This window comes from Segatella salivae F0493, from assembly GCF_000477535.1.
Taxonomy (GTDB): domain Bacteria; phylum Bacteroidota; class Bacteroidia; order Bacteroidales; family Bacteroidaceae; genus Prevotella; species Prevotella salivae.
Genome location: NZ_AWGW01000028.1, coordinates 15,378 through 35,093 on the forward strand (window position 1 = coordinate 15,378; position 19,716 = coordinate 35,093).

At 37.3% G+C, this 19,716-nt stretch carries 12 protein-coding genes; 1 reads left to right on the forward strand and 11 read right to left on the reverse strand.

Annotation, left to right across the window (positions count from 1 at the left end):
• The first annotated feature begins 1 nt into the window (after position 1).
• The gene (locus tag HMPREF9145_RS09915) at positions 2–1,930 is read left to right on the forward strand and encodes an NAD(+) synthase (RefSeq protein ID WP_021826270.1); all 1,929 of its coding nucleotides are present in this window, start codon (positions 2–4) and stop codon (positions 1,928–1,930) included.
• Positions 1,931–2,094: 164 nt separating this feature from the next.
• Here HMPREF9145_RS09915 and gmd read toward each other — a convergent pair whose 3' ends face one another.
• The 11 genes from gmd to HMPREF9145_RS09970 all read right to left on the reverse strand — a co-directional run bounded on the left by gmd (position 2,095) and on the right by HMPREF9145_RS09970 (position 19,593).
• The gene (gene gmd, locus HMPREF9145_RS09920) at positions 2,095–3,189 is read right to left on the reverse strand and encodes a GDP-mannose 4,6-dehydratase (RefSeq protein ID WP_021826265.1); all 1,095 of its coding nucleotides are present in this window, start codon (positions 3,187–3,189) and stop codon (positions 2,095–2,097) included.
• A gap of 7 nt (positions 3,190–3,196) precedes the next feature.
• A complete protein-coding gene (locus HMPREF9145_RS09925; RefSeq protein WP_021826246.1) occupies positions 3,197–4,264 on the reverse strand; it encodes a mannose-1-phosphate guanylyltransferase in 1,068 nt (355 codons plus the stop codon).
• A 274-nt stretch (positions 4,265–4,538) separates the two neighbouring features.
• Positions 4,539–5,585, reverse strand: coding sequence for a zinc-ribbon domain-containing protein (locus tag HMPREF9145_RS09930; protein WP_021826280.1), 1,047 nt, complete (start codon positions 5,583–5,585; stop codon positions 4,539–4,541).
• A 24-nt stretch (positions 5,586–5,609) separates the two neighbouring features.
• Positions 5,610–6,308 (reverse strand): glycoside hydrolase family 25 protein, encoded by a 699-nt coding sequence (locus HMPREF9145_RS09935; protein WP_021826269.1) that lies wholly within the window; start codon positions 6,306–6,308, stop codon positions 5,610–5,612.
• Positions 6,309–6,364: 56 nt separating this feature from the next.
• Positions 6,365–7,060: a hypothetical protein gene (locus tag HMPREF9145_RS09940; RefSeq protein ID WP_036907378.1), complete on the reverse strand. Its 696-nt coding sequence runs from the start codon at positions 7,058–7,060 to the stop codon at positions 6,365–6,367.
• A 17-nt stretch (positions 7,061–7,077) separates the two neighbouring features.
• Positions 7,078–8,370 (reverse strand): Na+/H+ antiporter NhaC family protein, encoded by a 1,293-nt coding sequence (locus HMPREF9145_RS09945; protein ID WP_021826260.1) that lies wholly within the window; start codon positions 8,368–8,370, stop codon positions 7,078–7,080.
• Between the two features lie 9 nt (positions 8,371–8,379).
• Positions 8,380–9,876, reverse strand: coding sequence for a UxaA family hydrolase (locus tag HMPREF9145_RS09950; RefSeq protein ID WP_021826219.1), 1,497 nt, complete (start codon positions 9,874–9,876; stop codon positions 8,380–8,382).
• Between the two features lie 25 nt (positions 9,877–9,901).
• Positions 9,902–10,966, reverse strand: coding sequence for a substrate-binding domain-containing protein (locus tag HMPREF9145_RS09955; protein ID WP_021826256.1), 1,065 nt, complete (start codon positions 10,964–10,966; stop codon positions 9,902–9,904).
• A 658-nt stretch (positions 10,967–11,624) separates the two neighbouring features.
• The gene (locus tag HMPREF9145_RS09960; protein ID WP_021826247.1) at positions 11,625–14,396 is read right to left on the reverse strand and encodes a PD-(D/E)XK nuclease family protein; all 2,772 of its coding nucleotides are present in this window, start codon (positions 14,394–14,396) and stop codon (positions 11,625–11,627) included.
• Positions 14,396–17,623, reverse strand: coding sequence for a UvrD-helicase domain-containing protein (locus HMPREF9145_RS09965; protein ID WP_021826250.1), 3,228 nt, complete (start codon positions 17,621–17,623; stop codon positions 14,396–14,398). The genes HMPREF9145_RS09960 and HMPREF9145_RS09965 overlap by 1 nt, the downstream gene beginning before the upstream one ends.
• A complete protein-coding gene (locus HMPREF9145_RS09970; RefSeq protein WP_021826235.1) occupies positions 17,623–19,593 on the reverse strand; it encodes a DUF5686 family protein in 1,971 nt (656 codons plus the stop codon). The genes HMPREF9145_RS09965 and HMPREF9145_RS09970 overlap by 1 nt, the downstream gene beginning before the upstream one ends.
• Between the last annotated feature and the right edge of the window lie 123 nt (positions 19,594–19,716).

The window sequence follows — 19,716 nt, forward strand, 5'->3', positions numbered from 1 at the left end:
TATGGATTACGGATTTATTAAAGTTGCAAGTGCTATACCTTCTGTAAAGGTTGGCGATGTAAATTATAACACGCAACAAATAGAAAAGTTAGTTTCTAAAGCAGAAAATCAAGGCGTAGAAATTATAGTTTTCCCAGAATTAGCAATAACAAGTTATACATGTCAGGATCTTTTTCGACAAGATTTGCTATTAAACTCAACGGAAGAAGCTATACAATCGCTGCTTATATTTACACAACAGTTAGATATTATAGTTGTTGTTGGCGCTCCAATTGTAGTTGGTAATCTTTTGTTAAACTGTGCAGTTATCATTCAGAAAGGGCATATTCTTGGGATTATCCCTAAGACTTATCTTCCTAATTATAATGAGTTTTATGAAAAGCGATGGTTTGCCTCGTCTCAAGATTTACGACCAACGATAATCAGTTATGCAGGTCATACACTTACAATTTCTGCTGAATCAAAACTATTCTTGACGTCACAAGGAGTTAAGTTTGGCGTTGAAATCTGTGAAGATGTATGGGCTCCCATTCCACCAAGTAACCATTTGGCCTTATCAGGTGCAGATTTAGTTTTGAATCTTTCTGCTACTGATGAACTGCTTGGAAAACATAAATATCTAAAGAGTTTGTTAGCGCAGCAGAGCGCACGCATGATTAGTGGCTATGTATATAGTAGTTGTGGCTTTGGTGAAAGCACTCAAGATGTTGTTTATGGTGGTAATGCTTTAATCTATGAAAATGGTACTTTATTGGCAGAGGGTGAGCGTTTCTCGGTTGATTCCCAGCTTGTTGTTACCCAAATTGATGTAGAAAGACTTCGTGCAGAACGTCGTAATAATACAACTTTTGTGAATGCACAACGTGCCGGAATGCTGAATCCTAATGAAGAACTGTGTTATGCTATTGAGCAAAAGAAGCCATTTCATTTAGATCGTACTATTAGTCCATGTCCATTTATTCCAGAAGATGATGATTTAGCAGATTCATGTGAGGAAGTTTTCAATATACAAGTCATGGGATTGGCTAAGCGTCTAATTCATACAGGGTGTAAACATGTGGTATTAGGAGTTAGTGGTGGTCTCGATTCTACATTGGCATTATTAGTTTGTGTACGCACTTTCGATAAATTAAAGTTAGATCGTAAAGGGATAATTGGGGTTACAATGCCTGGTTTTGGGACTACAGATCGCACCTACCAGAATGCTATCCATCTGATGGAAAAACTTAATATATCTATTCGTGAGATATCTATTGCGAAGAGCGTTACCCAACATTTCGAAGATATAGGTCATGATATATCTGTTCATGACATAACATATGAGAATGGGCAAGCACGCGAACGTACGCAAATTCTTATGGATTTAAGTAATCAAGTTGGTGGTTTTGTTATAGGAACAGGTGATCTTTCTGAGTTAGCTTTAGGCTGGGCTACATACAATGGCGACCACATGAGTATGTATGGAGTTAATGCCAGTGTTCCAAAGACATTGATTCAGCATCTGATGAGATTTGTAGCAAAAACAATGTCCTCAGATATAGCATCAATACTTATTGATATTGTTGATACACCAATTAGCCCAGAACTCTTGCCTGCGACTCAAAACGATAGCATATCTCAAAAGACTGAAGATTTAGTTGGACCTTATGAACTTCATGATTTCTTTTTATACTATTTCCTTCGATATGGTTTTCGTCCAAAGAAAATATTTATTTTAGCAAAAAAGGCTTTTGCAGGGCAATATGATGACAAATGCATAAAGAAATGGTTAACAATATTTTTCCGCCGATTCTTTAGTCAACAATTCAAACGTAGTTGCCTCCCTGATGGACCAAAAGTGGGAAGTGTTAGCTTAAGTCCACGTGGAGACTGGCGTATGCCAAGTGATGCGTCTAATTCTTTGTGGTTAAAGGAGTGTGAAGATTTATAAGGCTTACAGAATAATTTCCACTGAAATATATTGCATTATCTTTGACTTATGTTAGTGAAGAAAATGTATTGATTTTTAAATTCATGATGAATTAAAAGAACAAGGCGTATGTTCTTTACGGGAACTTACGCCTTCTTTGTCTTATTTATATAATCTAAATATCTTTATTTGACAATGCCTTTTTCTAAATATTCAGCGAGATTTGTTCTCACTTTCTCTGCTGCACCCTCGGAAGCTACTTTTGCCATATCGCTATCAACCATGATATTTACTAATGTTTCAAAACTTGTATTTTCAGGATTCCAACCAAGTTCTGCTTTAGCTTTTGTTGGATCTCCCCATAGATTGACAACATCTGTTGGTCGATAGAAGTCGAGACTAACTTCAATGAGTATTTTGCCAGTAGCTTTATCTATGCCTTTTTCTTCGAGACCCTCACCTTTAAACTCTAACTCTATACCCACACGTTTGAATGCGTAATAGCAAAACTCTCTCACACTATGTTGAACTCCTGTTGCAATAACAAAGTCTTCAGGTTTGTCATGCTGTAAAATGAGCCACATACACTTAACATAATCTTTTGCATATCCCCAGTCACGAAGTGAACTTAGATTACCCAAGAAGAGTTTTTCTTGCTTTCCTTGTTTAATGCGTGCAGCTGCTAAGGTAATCTTTCTCGTAACAAAAGTCTCACCACGTCGTTCACTTTCGTGGTTAAAAAGAATTCCTGAACAACAGAACATGTTATAAGCTTCACGATATTCTCTTACAATCCAGTAGCCATATTGCTTAGCAACTGCATAGGGACTATAGGGATGGAATGGAGTGTTTTCATTCTGAGGAACCTCTTCAACCTTACCATAAAGTTCAGAGGTACTGGCCTGATAGATTCGACAAGTGTCTGTAAGTCCAAGCTGACGTACTGCTTCTAACACACGCAATACACCTACAGCATCTATATCTGCAGTAAATTCGGGTGAATCAAAGCTAACTTGAACATGACTCTGTGCAGCGAGATTATAAATTTCTGTTGGGCGAATTTTTCCAATAACTCCAAGGATACTCATGGAGTCTCCTAAGTCTGCATAATGCAAATGAAAATGAGCTTTCCCTTCAAGATGGGCAATTCGTTCACGATAGTCTACGGATGAGCGACGAATTGTACCATGAACTTCGTATCCTTTTTCTAACAATAATTCGGCCAAATAAGACCCATCTTGACCTGTTATACCTGTAATAAGTGCTACTTTCTTATCCATTTTATTATTATTTTTTATCAAAAAATTGCTTGATTCGTTGCTCTTCTGAGAGTTTACATATTAATAATCTGTCGTTATTCTCTGCAACAATATATCCGTCGAGGCCTTGAATAACAACTTGTTTTTCATTCATTGTGTGAACAATGCAATCATGTGAATCATATAGAGTGATGTCGTTACCAATTAGGGCATTGCCATAGAAGTCTTTTTTACTTTTGTCTAACAAGCTGCCCCAAGTTCCAAGGTCACTCCATCCGAAGTCTGCTGGGCACACAAAGATTTCTTCTGCCTTCTCCATAATAGCGTAGTCTACTGATATATTCTCGCATTCTGGATAACGTTCATCAATCATTTGTTGCTCTTCTAAGCTTCCATAAATATGTTCCATGCCTTCAAACACCTTTGAAATTGCCGGCTGATATACTCTAAAAGCATTCACTATTGTACTTACATTCCATATAAATATGCCTGCATTCCAAAAGTAATTGTTTTGCTGAATATATTTCTTTGCTGTTGCAATATCTGGCTTTTCACGGAATGAATCAACACGAAATATGCCTTTGTTTCGAGGGGAAGAAACGGATAAATCGGCTTGAATATATCCATAACCCGTTTCGGGTCTATTCGGTTTTATGCCTAAGGTAACAATAGCATCTGTCTCACCTGCGAACTTCAGACATGCGCAAATGATACGTTGAAACTCTGCCGTGTCTGTGACAATAGCGTCACTTGGTGATATAACGACATTGGCTTTTGGATCTTTTGACTTTATTTTCCAACTGACATATGCTATACATGGAGCAGTGTTTCGACGGCAGGGTTCTAACAATATGTTTTCAATAGGTATATTAGGCAGTTGTTCGCAGCAAATGTCTAAATACTTTTTGTTCGTTACAATCCATATATTCTCCGGCAAACAAATGTCCCGAAATCTATCATATGTAAGCTGAAGAAGGGATCGACCAACACCCAATACGTCAATAAATTGCTTTGGGCATTCGGCTGTACTCATCGGCCAAAAGCGACTTCCGACTCCTCCTGCCATAATAACGACGTGATTTCTTTTGTCAATCATATATTGTTGAATAATAAAGTTTAGCTTCAAAATTACGCAATTTATATATAATATGCAAATGAAATCGTAATAATTAGACAACTATTTATCTAAATAGGCAATTTAATAGAAACTGAAACATAAAATGAAAGAATATAACCAAGAAAATGATAGGATAGGAATGACGGATTAATCCCTATGGATTCATAAAACAAACTGCATCAAATCATTGAATGATTTGATGCAGTTTACTTTGTAATAAATAAAATATTGTCAGTCTGTTAGTTATAACCTGTTACTCAATAATCTTAACCATGCTAAATGAACTGATTTTATCGTTAGGACTAACCTTTGCATTTATACGGAAAAGAGTATTTGTTGGTTTCGATGATTCCTCCGTAGTTTTCGACTGAACAGCAGAGAATTGTACGGTATATTCGTAGTCATCATCTCCAACTTCTTTTTTACTGATTGTATAATCATTATTGATACGCCAAGTCATATTGGTGATATCGTCTTTCCAAATCTTATCAAGGAAGGTCACAACATCACTCTTTGTAGCGTCTGGTTTGCCTAAGAATGAAGTCATAAGACTTTCACATGTGTTAGTAAGTACAACCTCATCACGTGTGTTTACACTTTGGAAGAATTGGCGGAACAAACTACTAATCATTTGTTTTTCCTCTGGTTGTACTGTCTTTGCATTGACTTGTTTGATTCCATCTTTTGCTTCATCAACATGTTCTCCGTTAGGATGATCTTGAAGATAGGTGTTATAAGCGTCTACTGTGTTTGTAGTTGACACTGTAGCCCAATCAATAGAGTCTATCTTATGCTCTGCTTCTGCCTTATGAGGAGAGTCTGGATGATTTGCAATATAGGCCTCAAAAGCTGATTTTGAGTTACTAACCAAAGCATTAGACCAGTCTTTATCTCCTTGTTGTAGCATCAATAAATGAGCTTGAATGCTATCAATATGAGCTTCAGGGGCGTCAGTAAACGTATCAAGGTAGGCTTGTAATACAGCTGGGTCTGTTGATTTCATAGCATATTCATATTCACTTTGCTCTTTACTTGATTGTGCATCGTGATAAAAATATAAGGCTAATCCACATGCGATTAACGCGATAACAAGACAAACAATGAGTACATTTCTCGTACCATTCTTTTTATTTTCATCCTTCGGTGATTGTGAATTAAAGGGCTTTTCAGCAGGGGGAACAGGGGGAGGTGTCATGGTTTGAGATTTTATTTTGCCTGCAATCTCAATGCCACATTTAGGGCAATAGGGTGCCTTGTCACTCACAGGATTTCCACATTCAGGACATTTTATAATTGCCATAGTGTTAGTTTATTTTAATTAATATCAGTGTTTAAATCGAATTTCGCGAAGACTGTGTTTGTCCATAAACCTACTTTTGTCAACAAATCCGTTGACTCCATTAATTCTTCCCTTACCCGTGTATTGCCACATTGTAAAGTCGCGTTGGTCAGCCAGTTCGGGAATACGTCGTGTATATTGTGCAATCATCAGTTTATATCCATCCATCTTTCCTAAAAGATAATTGTTATAGAAGTTCACAAAGGTATAGAGTAGGGGCTTTTGGTTATAAGCTTTCTCCACCAAATGTATGAATTTGAACAAAGAATCGCAGAATTCCTCAGTGTCAAGTCCGCTTTTTGTTTCGATATCTATCATCGGAATAAGGTCTTGTTCGCCTGGACGACATTGAGTCATAAAGTTGAGTAGTTGCTTGTTTAAATCTGTTTTAGGACGAAAGAAATGGTAAGAACCAACCTTAAGTCCATATTTATGCGCCAACTCTATATTGCGTTCATACTTTGCATCAATACGATCTCCTCCTTCAGATGCCTTCAAATAGACATAGGCCATCTTAGAGTTTTCTCCTACTGTCTCCCAAAAGACATCCCCTTGATAATGACTTAAGTCGATGCCATGCACGTGACTACACGTATCTTCGCACTGAACATATTCCTGAGCATTTAGGAGTGTGGGTGTGAAGAAAATGAAAAAGACGATTAAATATAAATTCTTGAACCTCATATTTGCAAAATTACAGCAAATACATAGAATGGCAAAATAAATTAATTTTATTTTGCTTATTCCTCGATTTCAGACAAACTACGTGAGAAATTCAATAGAAAATTGCTGGTTGTTTCTATGGGTGCGTAGTCTATATAACGCATACTGCGTCGCAAATTGCGTCTAAGCAACTTTTGATTGTTATGTACAAAAACGCTATTTCCTTGTCTAAAGTGCCACTCTTCTGTGTCATGTTCTATGTTTGTTATAGACCGAAGAGTTAGTGAAACAGCTTCTTTCTCGGGCTGTTTTACAAAAGGTAGCTCCGCCTTTTCAAAGCCAAGGAGGTTTATAAGGATATTACCTTGCAACTGTGCAAGGCGCGAAACATGAAGCTTTGAAAGCCAACGTTCTAACTTCATAAAGTCAACTTTCTCTCCACGGGAACGCAGATATTGACCCAATTGGATAATACCACGAACGGGAATCCCGTGATTCATCGTTGCATTTACATTTGCAATGATGATTCGTAAGAGGTAGATGGTTTCTTTAGAAACCTGAGTTGCTGTTGCTTCTTCTTTCTGAATGTTCTTCAATCTCTTGTTCAACAGGGGGGTGGATAGCGTCACTTCGCCAGCTGGCATGTCTGCAATGTTCTTCATAAGCACCATGAGTTTCTTCATCTTGAACCTCGACATGGGCTCTAATTGCTCTTTAGTATGGAAGTTATCTATCCTAAGTTTTGTGAAAAGATTACGTTGAATAATATTCATAATGAATGACATTTGAATTAAGAAAACCTCTTTGGATATCGAAAGATAATGGACATTAGCGCAACAATACCTATAGCCATCGGGTAGTATAGATAGGAAAGAATACGTATTGGGCTTACTCCTGACAAGCCAGCTGCCAGTAACATTTGAACACCATAAGGGATTAGACCTTGTACACAGCAAGAAAATGTGTCCAAAATACTTGCAGCTTTCCGATTGTCTACACCATATTTATCGCCGATCTTCTTTGCAATCGCCCCCACAGTCAATATTGCTACTGTGTTGTTTGCAGTGCAAACGTTGACAAACGAAACTAAAGTTGCAATAGCAAGTTCGGCACCTCGCTTGCCATTTACTTTGCGAGTAATCTTCTCAATGACATAATCTATACCACCATTTTCACGGATTATTTCGAGCATTCCACCTGCCATCATCGCAATAATCACAAGTTCTCCCATGCCGAGTACGCCGTCTCCCATCGCTGCAAACCATCCATATACGTTATAGTCTCCCATTACTATTCCAATGATACCACAGAGGAATAATCCTAATGTCAATACAGCCATGACATTCATTCCTGCAATTGCTGCAATCAACACAAGTAGATAGGGAAGAATTTTAATATATTCTACAGGAGGAATTATTGTCGGTTTGCTGACATGCTCACCCAAAAAGAAATATATAATGAGAATAATGATGGCGGCAGGAGCTACAATCAATGCATTAACATGAAACTTATCTTTCATTAAACAGCCTTGAGTTTGCGTTGCAACGACTGTAGTGTCAGAGATAAATGATAGATTATCGCCAAAGTATGAACCGCCAACGATGACTGCTGTCATCATAGCTACATTGTAATCTGTTGAATGTGCCACGCCAACGGCTATCGGAACAAGAGCTACAACCGTACCAACACTTGTACCAATTGATATTGATATAAAGCAGGCAGCAAGGAAAAGACCAGGCAGAAGCATTCCACTTGGTAGATAATGTAATGTGAAGTTGACTGTCGCATCAATAGCTCCCATGCTTTTAGCTGACGCAGCAAATGCTCCCGCTAATACGTAAATCCAAAGCATAAGCATAAGATTGCTTGCGCCAGCTCCACGACTGAAGGTATCAATCCTTTTCTTTATAGGAAGTCCTCCCGATATAATGATAGCATAAATACTTGATAACATGAAAGCAACAGAGAGCGAAAGATTTGGTTCGTTCTTACTCTTGTCGACTGAATAGATTGTAAACATCAAGATGAATGCAATCAAAACAAACAATGGCGATAATGCTAATAATCCCTTTTTTGTATTCAATGTCTTGTATTATAATGTTACTCCATTTTTGAAAATGGCAATTTCTTGATAGCCGTTGACCTCATTTTGTACCTTTTCTCCATTGGCAACAGCAAGTATTTTGTCGATAAACTTATTACGAAGTGTCTGCATCTCGGTACCCTCTACAAGTTCTCCTGCGTTAAAATCAATCCAGTTTGGTTTAGTTTTGTAGAGCTGTGAGTTCGTACTTATCTTCATTGTGGGGACAAATGTACCAAAAGGTGTACCACGACCTGTTGTGAATAACACCATCTGGCATCCCGAAGCTGCCAGTGCTGTGGCTGCAACAAGATCATTTCCTGGCGCAGAAAGCAGATTTAATCCATTAACTTCAATTCGTTCCCCATACGAAAGTACGCCACAAACTGGTGCATGTCCACCTTTTTGAGTACAGCCTAAGGCCTTATCTTCGAGTGTAGAAATCCCACCAGCTTTATTGCCTGGTGATGGATTTTCACCCACAGGCTCACCATGTTCAAGGAAGTATGTCTTGAAATCGTTAATCATTTTCACTGTCTTTTGAAACAGTTGTGGAGTCAAACAGCGATTCATTAAAATTGTTTCTGCACCAAACATTTCTGGAACTTCTGTCAATACAGTTGTTCCTCCTTGTGCAATTAGCCAGTCAGAGAATGCTCCTACGAGAGGGTTTGCTGTTATTCCGCTGAAACCATCACTGCCTCCACACTTCAATCCGATACGGAGTTTATCCACACTAACTTCTTCCCGCTGATCTTGTGCAGCCTTATGATACAGTTTTCTTAAAATGTTCATGCCGGCTTCTACTTCATCTCCCTCAACTTGTTGCGTTATTAGGAGTTGTATTCTCTCTGTATCATAGTCACCAAGAAGCTTCATGAAATCTTCTGGTTGATTATTTTCACATCCTAACGAAATAACTAACACGCCACCGGCATTGGGGTGTTGGCAGATATCTCGAAGCACTTTACGTGTATTTTCGTGGTCATCTCCTAACTGAGAACAGCCATAATTATGATGCCAAGCATGTATTCCGTCAATACCTTTTAACTGGGTTTCTTTCTCAAGTTGCCTTGCTAAGCGCTCCGCAATGCCATTAACGCAACCTACAGTTGGTACAATCCATATCTCATTTCGAATGCCAACTTCTCCATTTCTACGTAGAAAACCTTTGAAATGTCTGTTTTCAGGTTCTATCTCAAGAGGCATTATTCTTGGTTGATACTCATATTCAAGTGTACCAGAAAGATTGGTTTTAATGTTTTTTTCATTGACCCATTCTCCTGCTTTGAGGGGTTCTTTCGCATGTCCAATAGGATATCCATATTTGATGATAGGCTCATTTTGATCTGTGTCATAAAGAAGAATCTTATGACCAGCAGGAGTCTCCTTAAGCACATGAATGATGCCATGTGATGTTTTAATCTCTTCGCCAACATGCATTGCACGGAGGCAGACCACAACATTATCGTTTTTGTTGATTTGTAAATAAGCAGTTTGTTTCATGTAAATAGTAGTTTGTTAGATTGTTTTATAGTTGTGTTCGTCTATAGAAATCGATATTTTCCTTCATTATCAGTTCTATTGGCATATAATTCACAGGTTGTACCTTTTTCTTTAGCACAATAGTTCTGAACAAAGCGTCTACACATGAGTAACCTTGTTGGTATGCATGTTGCGCAATGAGAAATGAAATACTTCCTTTTTTGATGCATTCAGCATTCTTAGCAACCATATCATAGCCCATAATTTGAATGTTATTGCGATGTGTTTTCAATAGAAATTCTCCTACAATATGTGCCTTTGAATTCAACGTTATGCAGTGATGTGTATTAGGATGTGTCGTGAAATAGTCTTCCAATATATTAGCATATTCTTCCTTACTACTTTCACTTGGCAGGTTGACCTCGATGATTTTAACATCTGGAAAAAATGTTTTCATATAGTTACGGAACCCCACTTCCCGGTTCACTTGTTGCGTACTGGAAACATGTCCGTTCTTCATTTGCTTCATTAACATGATTTCTTGATTGTCAAAAGCCTTCATCATGAGTATCTTTGCGGCAAAGAAACCACTGCTAAGTGAGTCTTGTCCATAAAAAGATAAAGGCTTAAGCTCAGGCATATACGAATCCAACAGGATGAAAGGAATATTATTTTCATGCAAGGTTTCAGTGAATTCACGTGTAATGTCGAACTCAGCTGGCACCACAACAACGCCATCTGGTTTCTGTTGCAGGCATTCTTTGCTTTTTGTTCTGAATGAATCGTCGTTGAAACGCTCATAATAAATGAACTTGACATCTATGTGAAAGTCTCGTCTTGACTCCATAACCTTCGCGGCACCTTCCTCAATTTCCTGCCAATAAGTTTCCTCTTCATGCTTCGGAATGAAAAGAAAAAACGTATAAGATTTATTATAAGCCAATGCACTTGCATACATATTGGGTTGATAATTCATTTCAGCAAGGGCCTTTTCTACTTTCTTTCGCGCTGGCTCTGATACGTTAGGACGATTGTGAAGCACGCGGTCTACAGTGCCAACTGACACTCCTGATCTCTTTGCAATGTCTTTAATCCTAATTCTTTCCGTCATGATTGTATTGTCATCTAAGAAATATTGTCTGATACTTGCAGGTTTTTCGTCTGCGAGTTATGCTAATTTTTTATGTGCAAAATTACGAAATTAAGTTGAATTGTACGAGTATATATTCAATTATTTGTGTAAAAACTAAACTTGTTTTATAGCGAATCTTAACCTGTTGGCAATTCCTTTTGGAGTGGATATCTTGCATTTTATTCTTTTATATGATAAGAATCGCTTTCATAATACACGATTAATCTGTTGAAATGTAAAATAAATAATCTGTTTTTTATATATGGATTAATATGTATATTCACTTAAAAGAAAATATTATTTTTTGCTCAATAAGACAACTTTTGTAGTGGTTAATAAACTAATAATTTACATGTTATAAACTAATGATTATTATTATGTTACATATATTATATAAATTTTCACTTGAATTTTAGTCGTATCGCATTATGTTTGCAGTCATTTTATCTTGCAATATGTATGATTTTACACGATAAAATGACATACTTTGTATGATAATATGAGTCACTTTTCTTCATAAAGAGCCGTTAACACTATATCGGTTATTAACAACGTGTGATGGTTTTTGATGGCCTTCATACAATACGTTGCAAACCGACATAATGTTAAGTTATGCTATGTATCTTCTATTTTCTAATTATCCGCATATTTCCCGATAAGGACAATATTGACATCTCTTTGTATTTTCCGTTGGATTAAAAGCTATATTAGGATTAAAAATGTCCTCAATGAGTTCCTTCAACTTGTTTAAGAAGTCTTCTGTATATATCGAAATGTCTGTAATGATGTCTTTACCGAACTTTAGAATTGGTGTATAATCATCGCCTGTTGCATGTTGAATAAATAGTAAGGCAGGGCTAACGGGAAGATGATTTGGATTAAGATTGCGGTTATTATATAGCATAATTGAGTAGAGTAGCGCTTGAAGATAGTAGTCAGAATGGCTCTCTATCTTTTCTGGATTAAAGATATCGTCTACACTTTTAATGCTTGTCTTATCATTACTCCCTGTTTTATAGTCGACCACTCGGATGCAGGTACTTCCATTTTCGTCGATTTTGTCAATGCGATCAATGTTTCCAAACAGACTAATTTGTTTCAAACCTTCTTGCGTATTGATGTCAAAAGGCATCTCAATAGGCTTTTCCAAGCCAAGTATTGAGAATGGAGTAAGATTCTGATCTATAGCTAACAATCTCTTTATATATTCGATAATCACCTGTCGATTGATAATTTGCAGTCCATTATAGGTAATATTTTTATCATCTTTGATATTGAAAAGCTTTTCTCTGAACGCCTCTTCTATGATACGAGGCAATAGCGATTTATCTTTCAGTGCATTAATAATATCCTGCTTTTGCACTACATCCTTGTTACATTTACTTTCATAAAACAACTCAGCTGCACGGTGAAAGATGTTACCAAAGATGCGGTTATCTATTTCATCTTCTTCGTTATCAGGTTCCTTTATGCTTGCAATATACCTATAGTAAAACCTCATTTGACAACGCAAATAAGTAGTAATTGCGGTAGGAGAGAGGCGATCTGTCTGATAGATATTGCGCATAACCTCTTGGTTTTTCACAATAGGTTTCTTGATACTTTGCAATGGATTTTGAGATGCATTGAGGTTCTTAAAATGAATATTCTGTCCACTTTCAACCATCAATTGCAGCATAAAGCGACTCATTTCGCCTGTTGCCGTCTTACTTGCTGCTTTATTATAGGTTAATGTTATATCCGTTGCACGTTGCAGAAGGCTATGAAAATAATAGGCATAAATGGCCACTTTATTATCAATTGTTGTTAATCCAAAAGCCTTTCTTACGGCATACGGGATGAAAGATGTGTCGTTTACCCCTTTGGGCATATTGCCTTCATTGCACGAAAGCACGAGAACGTGGTCGAAATCAAGGTTGCGTGTTTCAAGAACTCCCATGATTTGCAGTCCTACAATAGGTTCTCCATGGAAAGGAACTGATGTTGATGAAATCAACTGATTAATGAGTTTATTATATATATTAAAATCTGCCACAAGATCACCACATGCAATTAATGCATCTAATCGATTGAAAAGCGTGTAGGTTCTGAATATAGATTCATGAACAAGTGGAGTATCTTCACCCTCGGCTGCATAGTTTTTACCAATTTCTTGGAGTATATCTACAATCCAAGCGTTGACAGATGGTACATCAGCATAATGCTTCCCAAAGATTCTTTCATTGTCTTTCACGTAATTCATATACACATGTTGTTGAAGCATAGTGCACCATTTACGACTAAAAGACTTTCGTTTTGTATTGTATCCCATGGTTTGAAGCATGACAAGTAGTCGCACAAAGGAGGCTATTGGCGTGTGTTGCAAGGGATAACCTGTGGTGATATTGACATATTTTAGATTTGGATTGAGGCAATGAATGACAGTGGGTAAGAGGTTTTCATCTGCCAAAACAATAGCTGTTCTGCGTCCTGCTGCAACACGTTTTGGGTCTTTTAGCCATGTACTTATATAGCGTGCTTGAATATTTTCGGTTGTAGCACTGAGATAAGTAATATCTTTTGGCCTTTCGAAGTTACAATAAATTGCTTTATCAGTAGTATCGAGTTCATTCGGAAAATACTCCAAATATTGTCGTATATATGTACCTGCTTCATGTTTGAGTCCATGCTTTTCACTCATGAAGTAGTCATCAAAATCCCAGTAAAACTTTGCTTTCCCTTGCTTCATTAGACGCTCACAAAGCTTTTGTTCGACTGTCTGCATCATATTGAAACCTACGAAAATATAGATGTCGCTATGGAAATCAAGCTGTTCTTTCCCTACAACCTCTCGATAAAGTGCACCTTCATAGGCCAAGCCCTGTTGTGAAAGACGCTCATTAAACTTTGTATATATCTCTTCAAAGTTACTCCATAGGTTAATAAATCGTTCTTTTAGTTTTGATGTTATGTCTTCTGTGAAGTTGGCAAAGAACTTCTTTAACAGCCCTTTTTGCTCATCATTGAGGTATGAAGCGTCGTCAAATTCATGAATGTCTTTTATGCTTTTGAATATCAAATGAGCGTCGCCCATGTTCTTATCTATGTCATCATAGTCGGCCAAAAGCACCTGTCCCCAACCATAAAAGTGGTCAAGAGTCTCGTCACTTCCTGTACATTCGTTGAAAATCTTATGTAAATCGCATATCAGTTTAATTTGATCGCCCACTGATTTGCTTGAATGTGCACGGAAAAGTTCACTGATTGTGAGATAATTTGGGCTCCATAATGGTTTGTTTGATAGGCGAACAAGTTCTTCATTAAGGAATAAAGAGGCACGCTTGTTTGGGAAAATGATGGTGATACGCGAGAGATCTGTTCCGTATTTGTGCAGAATGTCCTCAGCAACATATTGTAAGAAGCTTTTCATTATAGTTTAATCATTTTGTTTGAGAATAGATACCATAAGTAACCTGTAATATTTTTATATCCCATTTCACTTAATAAGTTCATATATTCTTTTACTTGTGATTGGTGCTCTTCTTTGGGAACACCAAATTTATAGTCAACAACAATCATCTCGTTTCCATCAAACATGACACGATCAGGACGTCGTTCTTCTACCTTATCAGTAAGAGTATTGAGCTTAAGTATACTGCACTCGTTGAATAAAGTCCATCGATCAGAGTACCAAGAAGCTACGCGGGGATCGTTTAAACGGTCTGTAATCAGTTTGTGAAGTCGGTCTTGTGTGATAATCTTATCATACAAAATACCTTCTGCTTCCAAATCATTTAGTGCCTTATTAACATCATCTTTTGTCTTGATTGTAGAGAATACAGCATGTAAAACACTGCCAAGTTTAATATAACTCTGCCTTTTTGTGCTTTCTTCATCACTGGCATTGTCGTCTGAAACAAATTCTTTACTCTTGTTACTTTGCTTGAACTCAACGATATTCTCATAATTATCAATTGCAATTTCAATATCTTCTGCTGATTGTTCAAATATGTTTTTGGTCGCTTTTTTAACTCGATTATTGACAAGAGATGATTCATTTCCGTAGGTAAACAGAATCTCTTCGTCTTTTTCTTTTGTAGCGTTGTACTCAGCATTTAGCTGGTTTGCAACTGCTTCTAAACTGTTTTCAATCACCCAAGAGCGTCCTTGTCCTTTGTCACCTCGCTTGCCATAAACGTATAATCCACGTCCTGCACGGGTAAAAGTGACGTAAAGGAGGTTGAGATTATCAACGATATTGAGGAAATGTTCATGCGCGTAATCTTTTTCATAGATAGAGTTCTTCATTTGTTTACGACTGAACGACACTGGAACTATAGGCAAAGCATTAAATGGTTCTACATCAGGTTCGCACCAGATTACGTCCCTTTTTTCAAGTTCCCAGTTACAAAAAGGCACGATAACATGGTCAAATTCTAACCCTTTACTCTTGTGAATGGTATACAAAGAAATACCTTTTTTGCTGCTACTTTGAATTGAACACTTGTGTATATTGTCTGTCCATTGTTCCAAAAATCCATGTAAATCAGGAATCCCATCTTGCATATATTCATTTAGTTTATCGTAAAGCGCACAGATATATGCCGTTTGTCCCGAGAGTTTTTGAAGCTCAAAGATACGAAAAATCTCTTCTGCCATGTCAATTAATGATAGTCCTCGCAAGTGGCTTTCTTGGTTGAAGAATTGTGGAGGAAGGCAATCTTTTAATGATTTATCCTTTAATAATATATCATTGTCAGTCAAATTGTTATCCTTAATTGCTTTAATGTAAAGCTTAGTTAGGGCGGCTTGTGCTATATCATCATTAGGATTGTTCAACACCTTCATTGCATTGATAATGATATTCACGACTTGTGAAGCATCAAGATGAAACGCTTCTTCGGAAATAAGATGTACCTCCGGCTTGTTTTTCATGAAGTATTCTCCAATCCTTTCTATGTCGGAATTGTATCTAACGATAATCGCGATATCATTTTCTCTAACACCATTGTCAAGGAGATGCTGCACCTTATCTGCTATTTTCTTGTGAGTTTCCTCTTCATATTCAGGGGTGTTAGGTAGTAATTCGACTTCAACAATACCTACTTCTTTCTTATCTGAGGGAATCTCTTGTGTCACATCTGCGTATGCTTTTTGTAGTAATTCTGCCTCATCGCCGATATCTTGTTTTAATTGTTCATATTCTTGACGGACCGCTTCTTGAAAAAAAGTGTTGTTAAATGTGATGATATTTCTTTCAGAACGACGGTTAACTTGCAATGGTTTAATAGTTATTTCGTGCTCTTTAAATTGTTCTTCAATGTCATTTAGAAGTCTCCAATCACCTGATCTCCACCGATATATACTCTGTTTCACGTCACCAACAATAAGGTTATTACTGTCGTGACTCATCGTTTCGAGTAACAACACCTTGAAATTCTCCCATTGTACCGAGCCGGTATCTTGGAATTCATCAATCATAATGTTGTGTAATTGTGCACCAATCTTTTCAAAAATGAACGGAGAATCATTCTCTCCAATCATCGACTTTAATAAAGTTTGGGTATCACTAAGCATAAAGCGGTTGAGCTCTAAATTCAATTCTTCGACTTTATCGCCTATACTATCAAGCAATCTCAACTGATTTATATGCTTCAATGTTAATGAAACACTTTTAAATAAGCGGCTTTGCTGCTTTCGTTTCCTTTCAGTTGTAATCAACATTTCTTGTAAAGTACTGCACACTAAGTCATAGATTGGTTCGCCAACTATAGCTTTCTTTTTTACAACCCATTTTTCAGGATTCTCCGAAGCCCCTTGAGCTGTGGAATTAAACACCCTTTCATCATCTGTAAAATCCCCAGATTGAAGCTTTAAAAAGTATCCACATACGCCCGAAGCCCCTTTAGAAAAATCGGTAATATCAAAGCCATTATCGGCTATGCACTTGAAGAAGGCGTCACCACATGTTTTCATCTGTTCTTCAGCGTGTTTGCTAATAGCGCGCAATTGACCTGTATATTGCTTGAAAAAGTCATTATCTTCAAAGACCTCTTTAATCTTTTGACGATTCTTTTTATAGTAGTCTTTGAGAATATTTCTACCGAATTGTTTAATTTGTGCAATGACATTCCACGACTTATCGTCGTCAATATTCTCTTGAATATAATCCAAAATCCAAGACAATAAGAGTGAAGAGTCGTTGAGATCTTCTATGAGTTGGTCTACTGCTTGCTGTTCAACTTGTTCGTCATTCAGTTCTATTCTCAAGTTGGCTGTAAGCTCAAGTTCGCGTGCTAAGTTTCTTAATACAGTCTGAAAAAAGGCATCTATTGTTTCCACTCGAAAGTAGCTGTAGTGATGAATGAGTTCACGCAGTGCGTAACCAGCATTGGCAATGATGGTTTTTTCTTCCAATCCACTTAGTTGTTTGACACATTCCAAGTATGGTTTGCTTTCATTTAGCCCAACAGAGATGCCATATAATTGACTAAGTATTCTCATTTTCATCTCTTCTGTAGCCTTATTTGTAAAGGTGACAGCAAGAGTATGTCGATAGGAGTGAGGGTTTTCGACCAACAATGTGATATATTGCACGGCAAGGGTAAAGGTCTTTCCCGAGCCAGCGCTTGCTCTATATACAGTTAAAGTGTTCATTACCAGTGTCTAAATAGTTCAAAACCAAATTTACATCCAAATTCTTTTATCTTACCACTATCGTTACTTAAGAACATTCCCATAGAGAAAAGGCGAGTTGTAAAGCCGTAACCAATCTCTATATAAGGGTGACAATTCCTCGAACTCAGTACGCTTGCATAGATTCGTTCCATTTCAATAAAGTGCCCAACCCAAGGCAAGTGGGATATTGTTAATAACGGACTTTCATACGTTATGTTGCCTCGAGCATACCAACGGGATTCATTATATTTATTAGAATTAAGCAGTTCAAACTCTCCACTCCAATCATCATTCCACCCACCAGGTACATGATTCTCCCTAAAGTTTGTATAATCAAGAAAGAAAGTGTGCCCGCTTTGCAGTGTATATCCACCAAAGCCGAGTCTCATTTGAAGGCTTTTAAGTTGCCTAAGCTTTAGTTTCCATTGCGCATCTAACTCCCATCGTTCATAGCCTATGTTTCCTTTAAGTAATCGTTTAATTCCTCTTTCGTAATCAAGTGCGATATATGGGCCTTGCCATCCTATCGGACGCCATTGGATTTCGAATAGTGGAGCCACTGAAGTATATTGCGTTGGCATACCAGCTTGTCTGTAAACGTCTCCTTCAACAGCCTTCCTATGATGTAGTATTATACCAGCTTGAAAGCCCCACTGACTGTTAAAGTCGTAGTTAGTGATTAATCTTACATAATAATCCTTAAAGAAGTCTGACCTCGAATACTTGTTAACAACAGAGTCTCCGATTTGATTTCGAGCATAATTAACTGCATTTCCATTCGTTATCCAGTTCCCATTACCCACTTCTATCTCTATATATCCGTTATGATGCCTATCATACCAATACATAATAGGTAATGAAAAATAGAGCTGTTTCTGCTTAAATGAATAGCCAGACCTAATGCGTGTTGTTAGCAAAGTATTCGAAGTAAACATATATTTCAATCGAACATCAAACTTATATGTAAACCCTCGTTTATGATCATAACTCATATAAAGTGGATTCAAAATAGGATTTATACGTAAATAACCTTCATTATTCTTGCCAAAGTTACTTTTTATTTGGTTTATAACGTTATTCCCGATGACATTCCAAAAGACTGTTTTCCACGCGTTTTCTTTCTTTTTAGGATACTCTTTGCGTATAGAATCTCTGTGTTCCCGAGTTTCTTGTTCTTTGTCATAAAGCATTTTCTCTTCTGTTGTCAAAGGAATGGGACGCACAAGTGCAAGGCTGTTCCTATCATTTTCAACCACGCTATCGGGTAAAATGCCTCTCAAATTATAGATAGAACGGAACTTTCCATCAGTGATATTACCCAGAAATCTGAATTGGCAGCTTAAATCTACATCATTTGGAAGTAAAGATTCAGCCCCAGATTGCCCCATTACAATGGATAAAGTGAAGTTAACCATGTCATATTCTCCACTCATTTTCAGGCTTATAATGCGTCCATCACTAAAGTTAATCAGGGCTTCTCCGCTTACAAGTCGAGTGTTGTTAACACGTGGTTGAAACTTAACTTGCGCCTTCTCTTTGGGTAAGAGTGTTACTTTATAGTTGTAATAACTTTGATTTTTTACATAAAATGGCGAGAGAATACCATCTTTAAAAATTGTTGTTTGATATACATCGGGAGTAAGATACTTAAGAACGGTGGTGAGACTTCCGCGACTTGAAGGAATTGTTGTACGACTTGTCAGTCGCTGAATCTCTGGTTTCCCATCTTGGGTATAAACAACTCGTTCGTAACTTTCACCCAAATAATGTCGTTTTTCCCCATGTGCTACAGCCCACATTGTAGGTACAGCCAACAACAAAAAGTTGCGTTTACGAACAAATAGAGAATATTTCGTATAAGAATATGATGTATGTTGAGCAATCTTCTCACCTTCAACAGACTTCGAATAAGCAAAAACGCGAGACAGAAGTGCATCATTTTGTCGCATTATATTATTCGCTTTTGCATGAAAACAGCATTGCAGTAATCCAATAATTACCACGAAAAGTAAACTCGAAATATGTGTAAATCGTGCTTTCATCACATCTTTATGCGTGACAAAATTATAAAA

What these genes read in the sequence shown, in the direction of transcription:
- HMPREF9145_RS09925 (WP_021826246.1), bottom strand. Translation starts at nt 4,264, where the DNA reads ATGATTGACAAAAGAAATCACGTCGTTATTATGGCAGGAGGAGTCGGA.
- HMPREF9145_RS09915 (WP_021826270.1), top strand. Translation starts at nt 2, where the DNA reads ATGGATTACGGATTTATTAAAGTTGCAAGTGCTATACCTTCTGTAAAG.
- gmd (WP_021826265.1), bottom strand. Translation starts at nt 3,189, where the DNA reads ATGGATAAGAAAGTAGCACTTATTACAGGTATAACAGGTCAAGATGGG.
- HMPREF9145_RS09965 (WP_021826250.1), bottom strand. Translation starts at nt 17,623, where the DNA reads ATGAACACTTTAACTGTATATAGAGCAAGCGCTGGCTCGGGAAAGACC.
- HMPREF9145_RS09950 (WP_021826219.1), bottom strand. Translation starts at nt 9,876, where the DNA reads ATGAAACAAACTGCTTATTTACAAATCAACAAAAACGATAATGTTGTG.
- HMPREF9145_RS09935 (WP_021826269.1), bottom strand. Translation starts at nt 6,308, where the DNA reads ATGAGGTTCAAGAATTTATATTTAATCGTCTTTTTCATTTTCTTCACA.
- HMPREF9145_RS09930 (WP_021826280.1), bottom strand. Translation starts at nt 5,585, where the DNA reads ATGGCAATTATAAAATGTCCTGAATGTGGAAATCCTGTGAGTGACAAG.
- HMPREF9145_RS09970 (WP_021826235.1), bottom strand. Translation starts at nt 19,593, where the DNA reads ATGCGACAAAATGATGCACTTCTGTCTCGCGTTTTTGCTTATTCGAAG.
- HMPREF9145_RS09940 (WP_036907378.1), bottom strand. Translation starts at nt 7,060, where the DNA reads ATGAATATTATTCAACGTAATCTTTTCACAAAACTTAGGATAGATAAC.
- HMPREF9145_RS09955 (WP_021826256.1), bottom strand. Translation starts at nt 10,966, where the DNA reads ATGACGGAAAGAATTAGGATTAAAGACATTGCAAAGAGATCAGGAGTG.
- HMPREF9145_RS09960 (WP_021826247.1), bottom strand. Translation starts at nt 14,396, where the DNA reads ATGAAAAGCTTCTTACAATATGTTGCTGAGGACATTCTGCACAAATAC.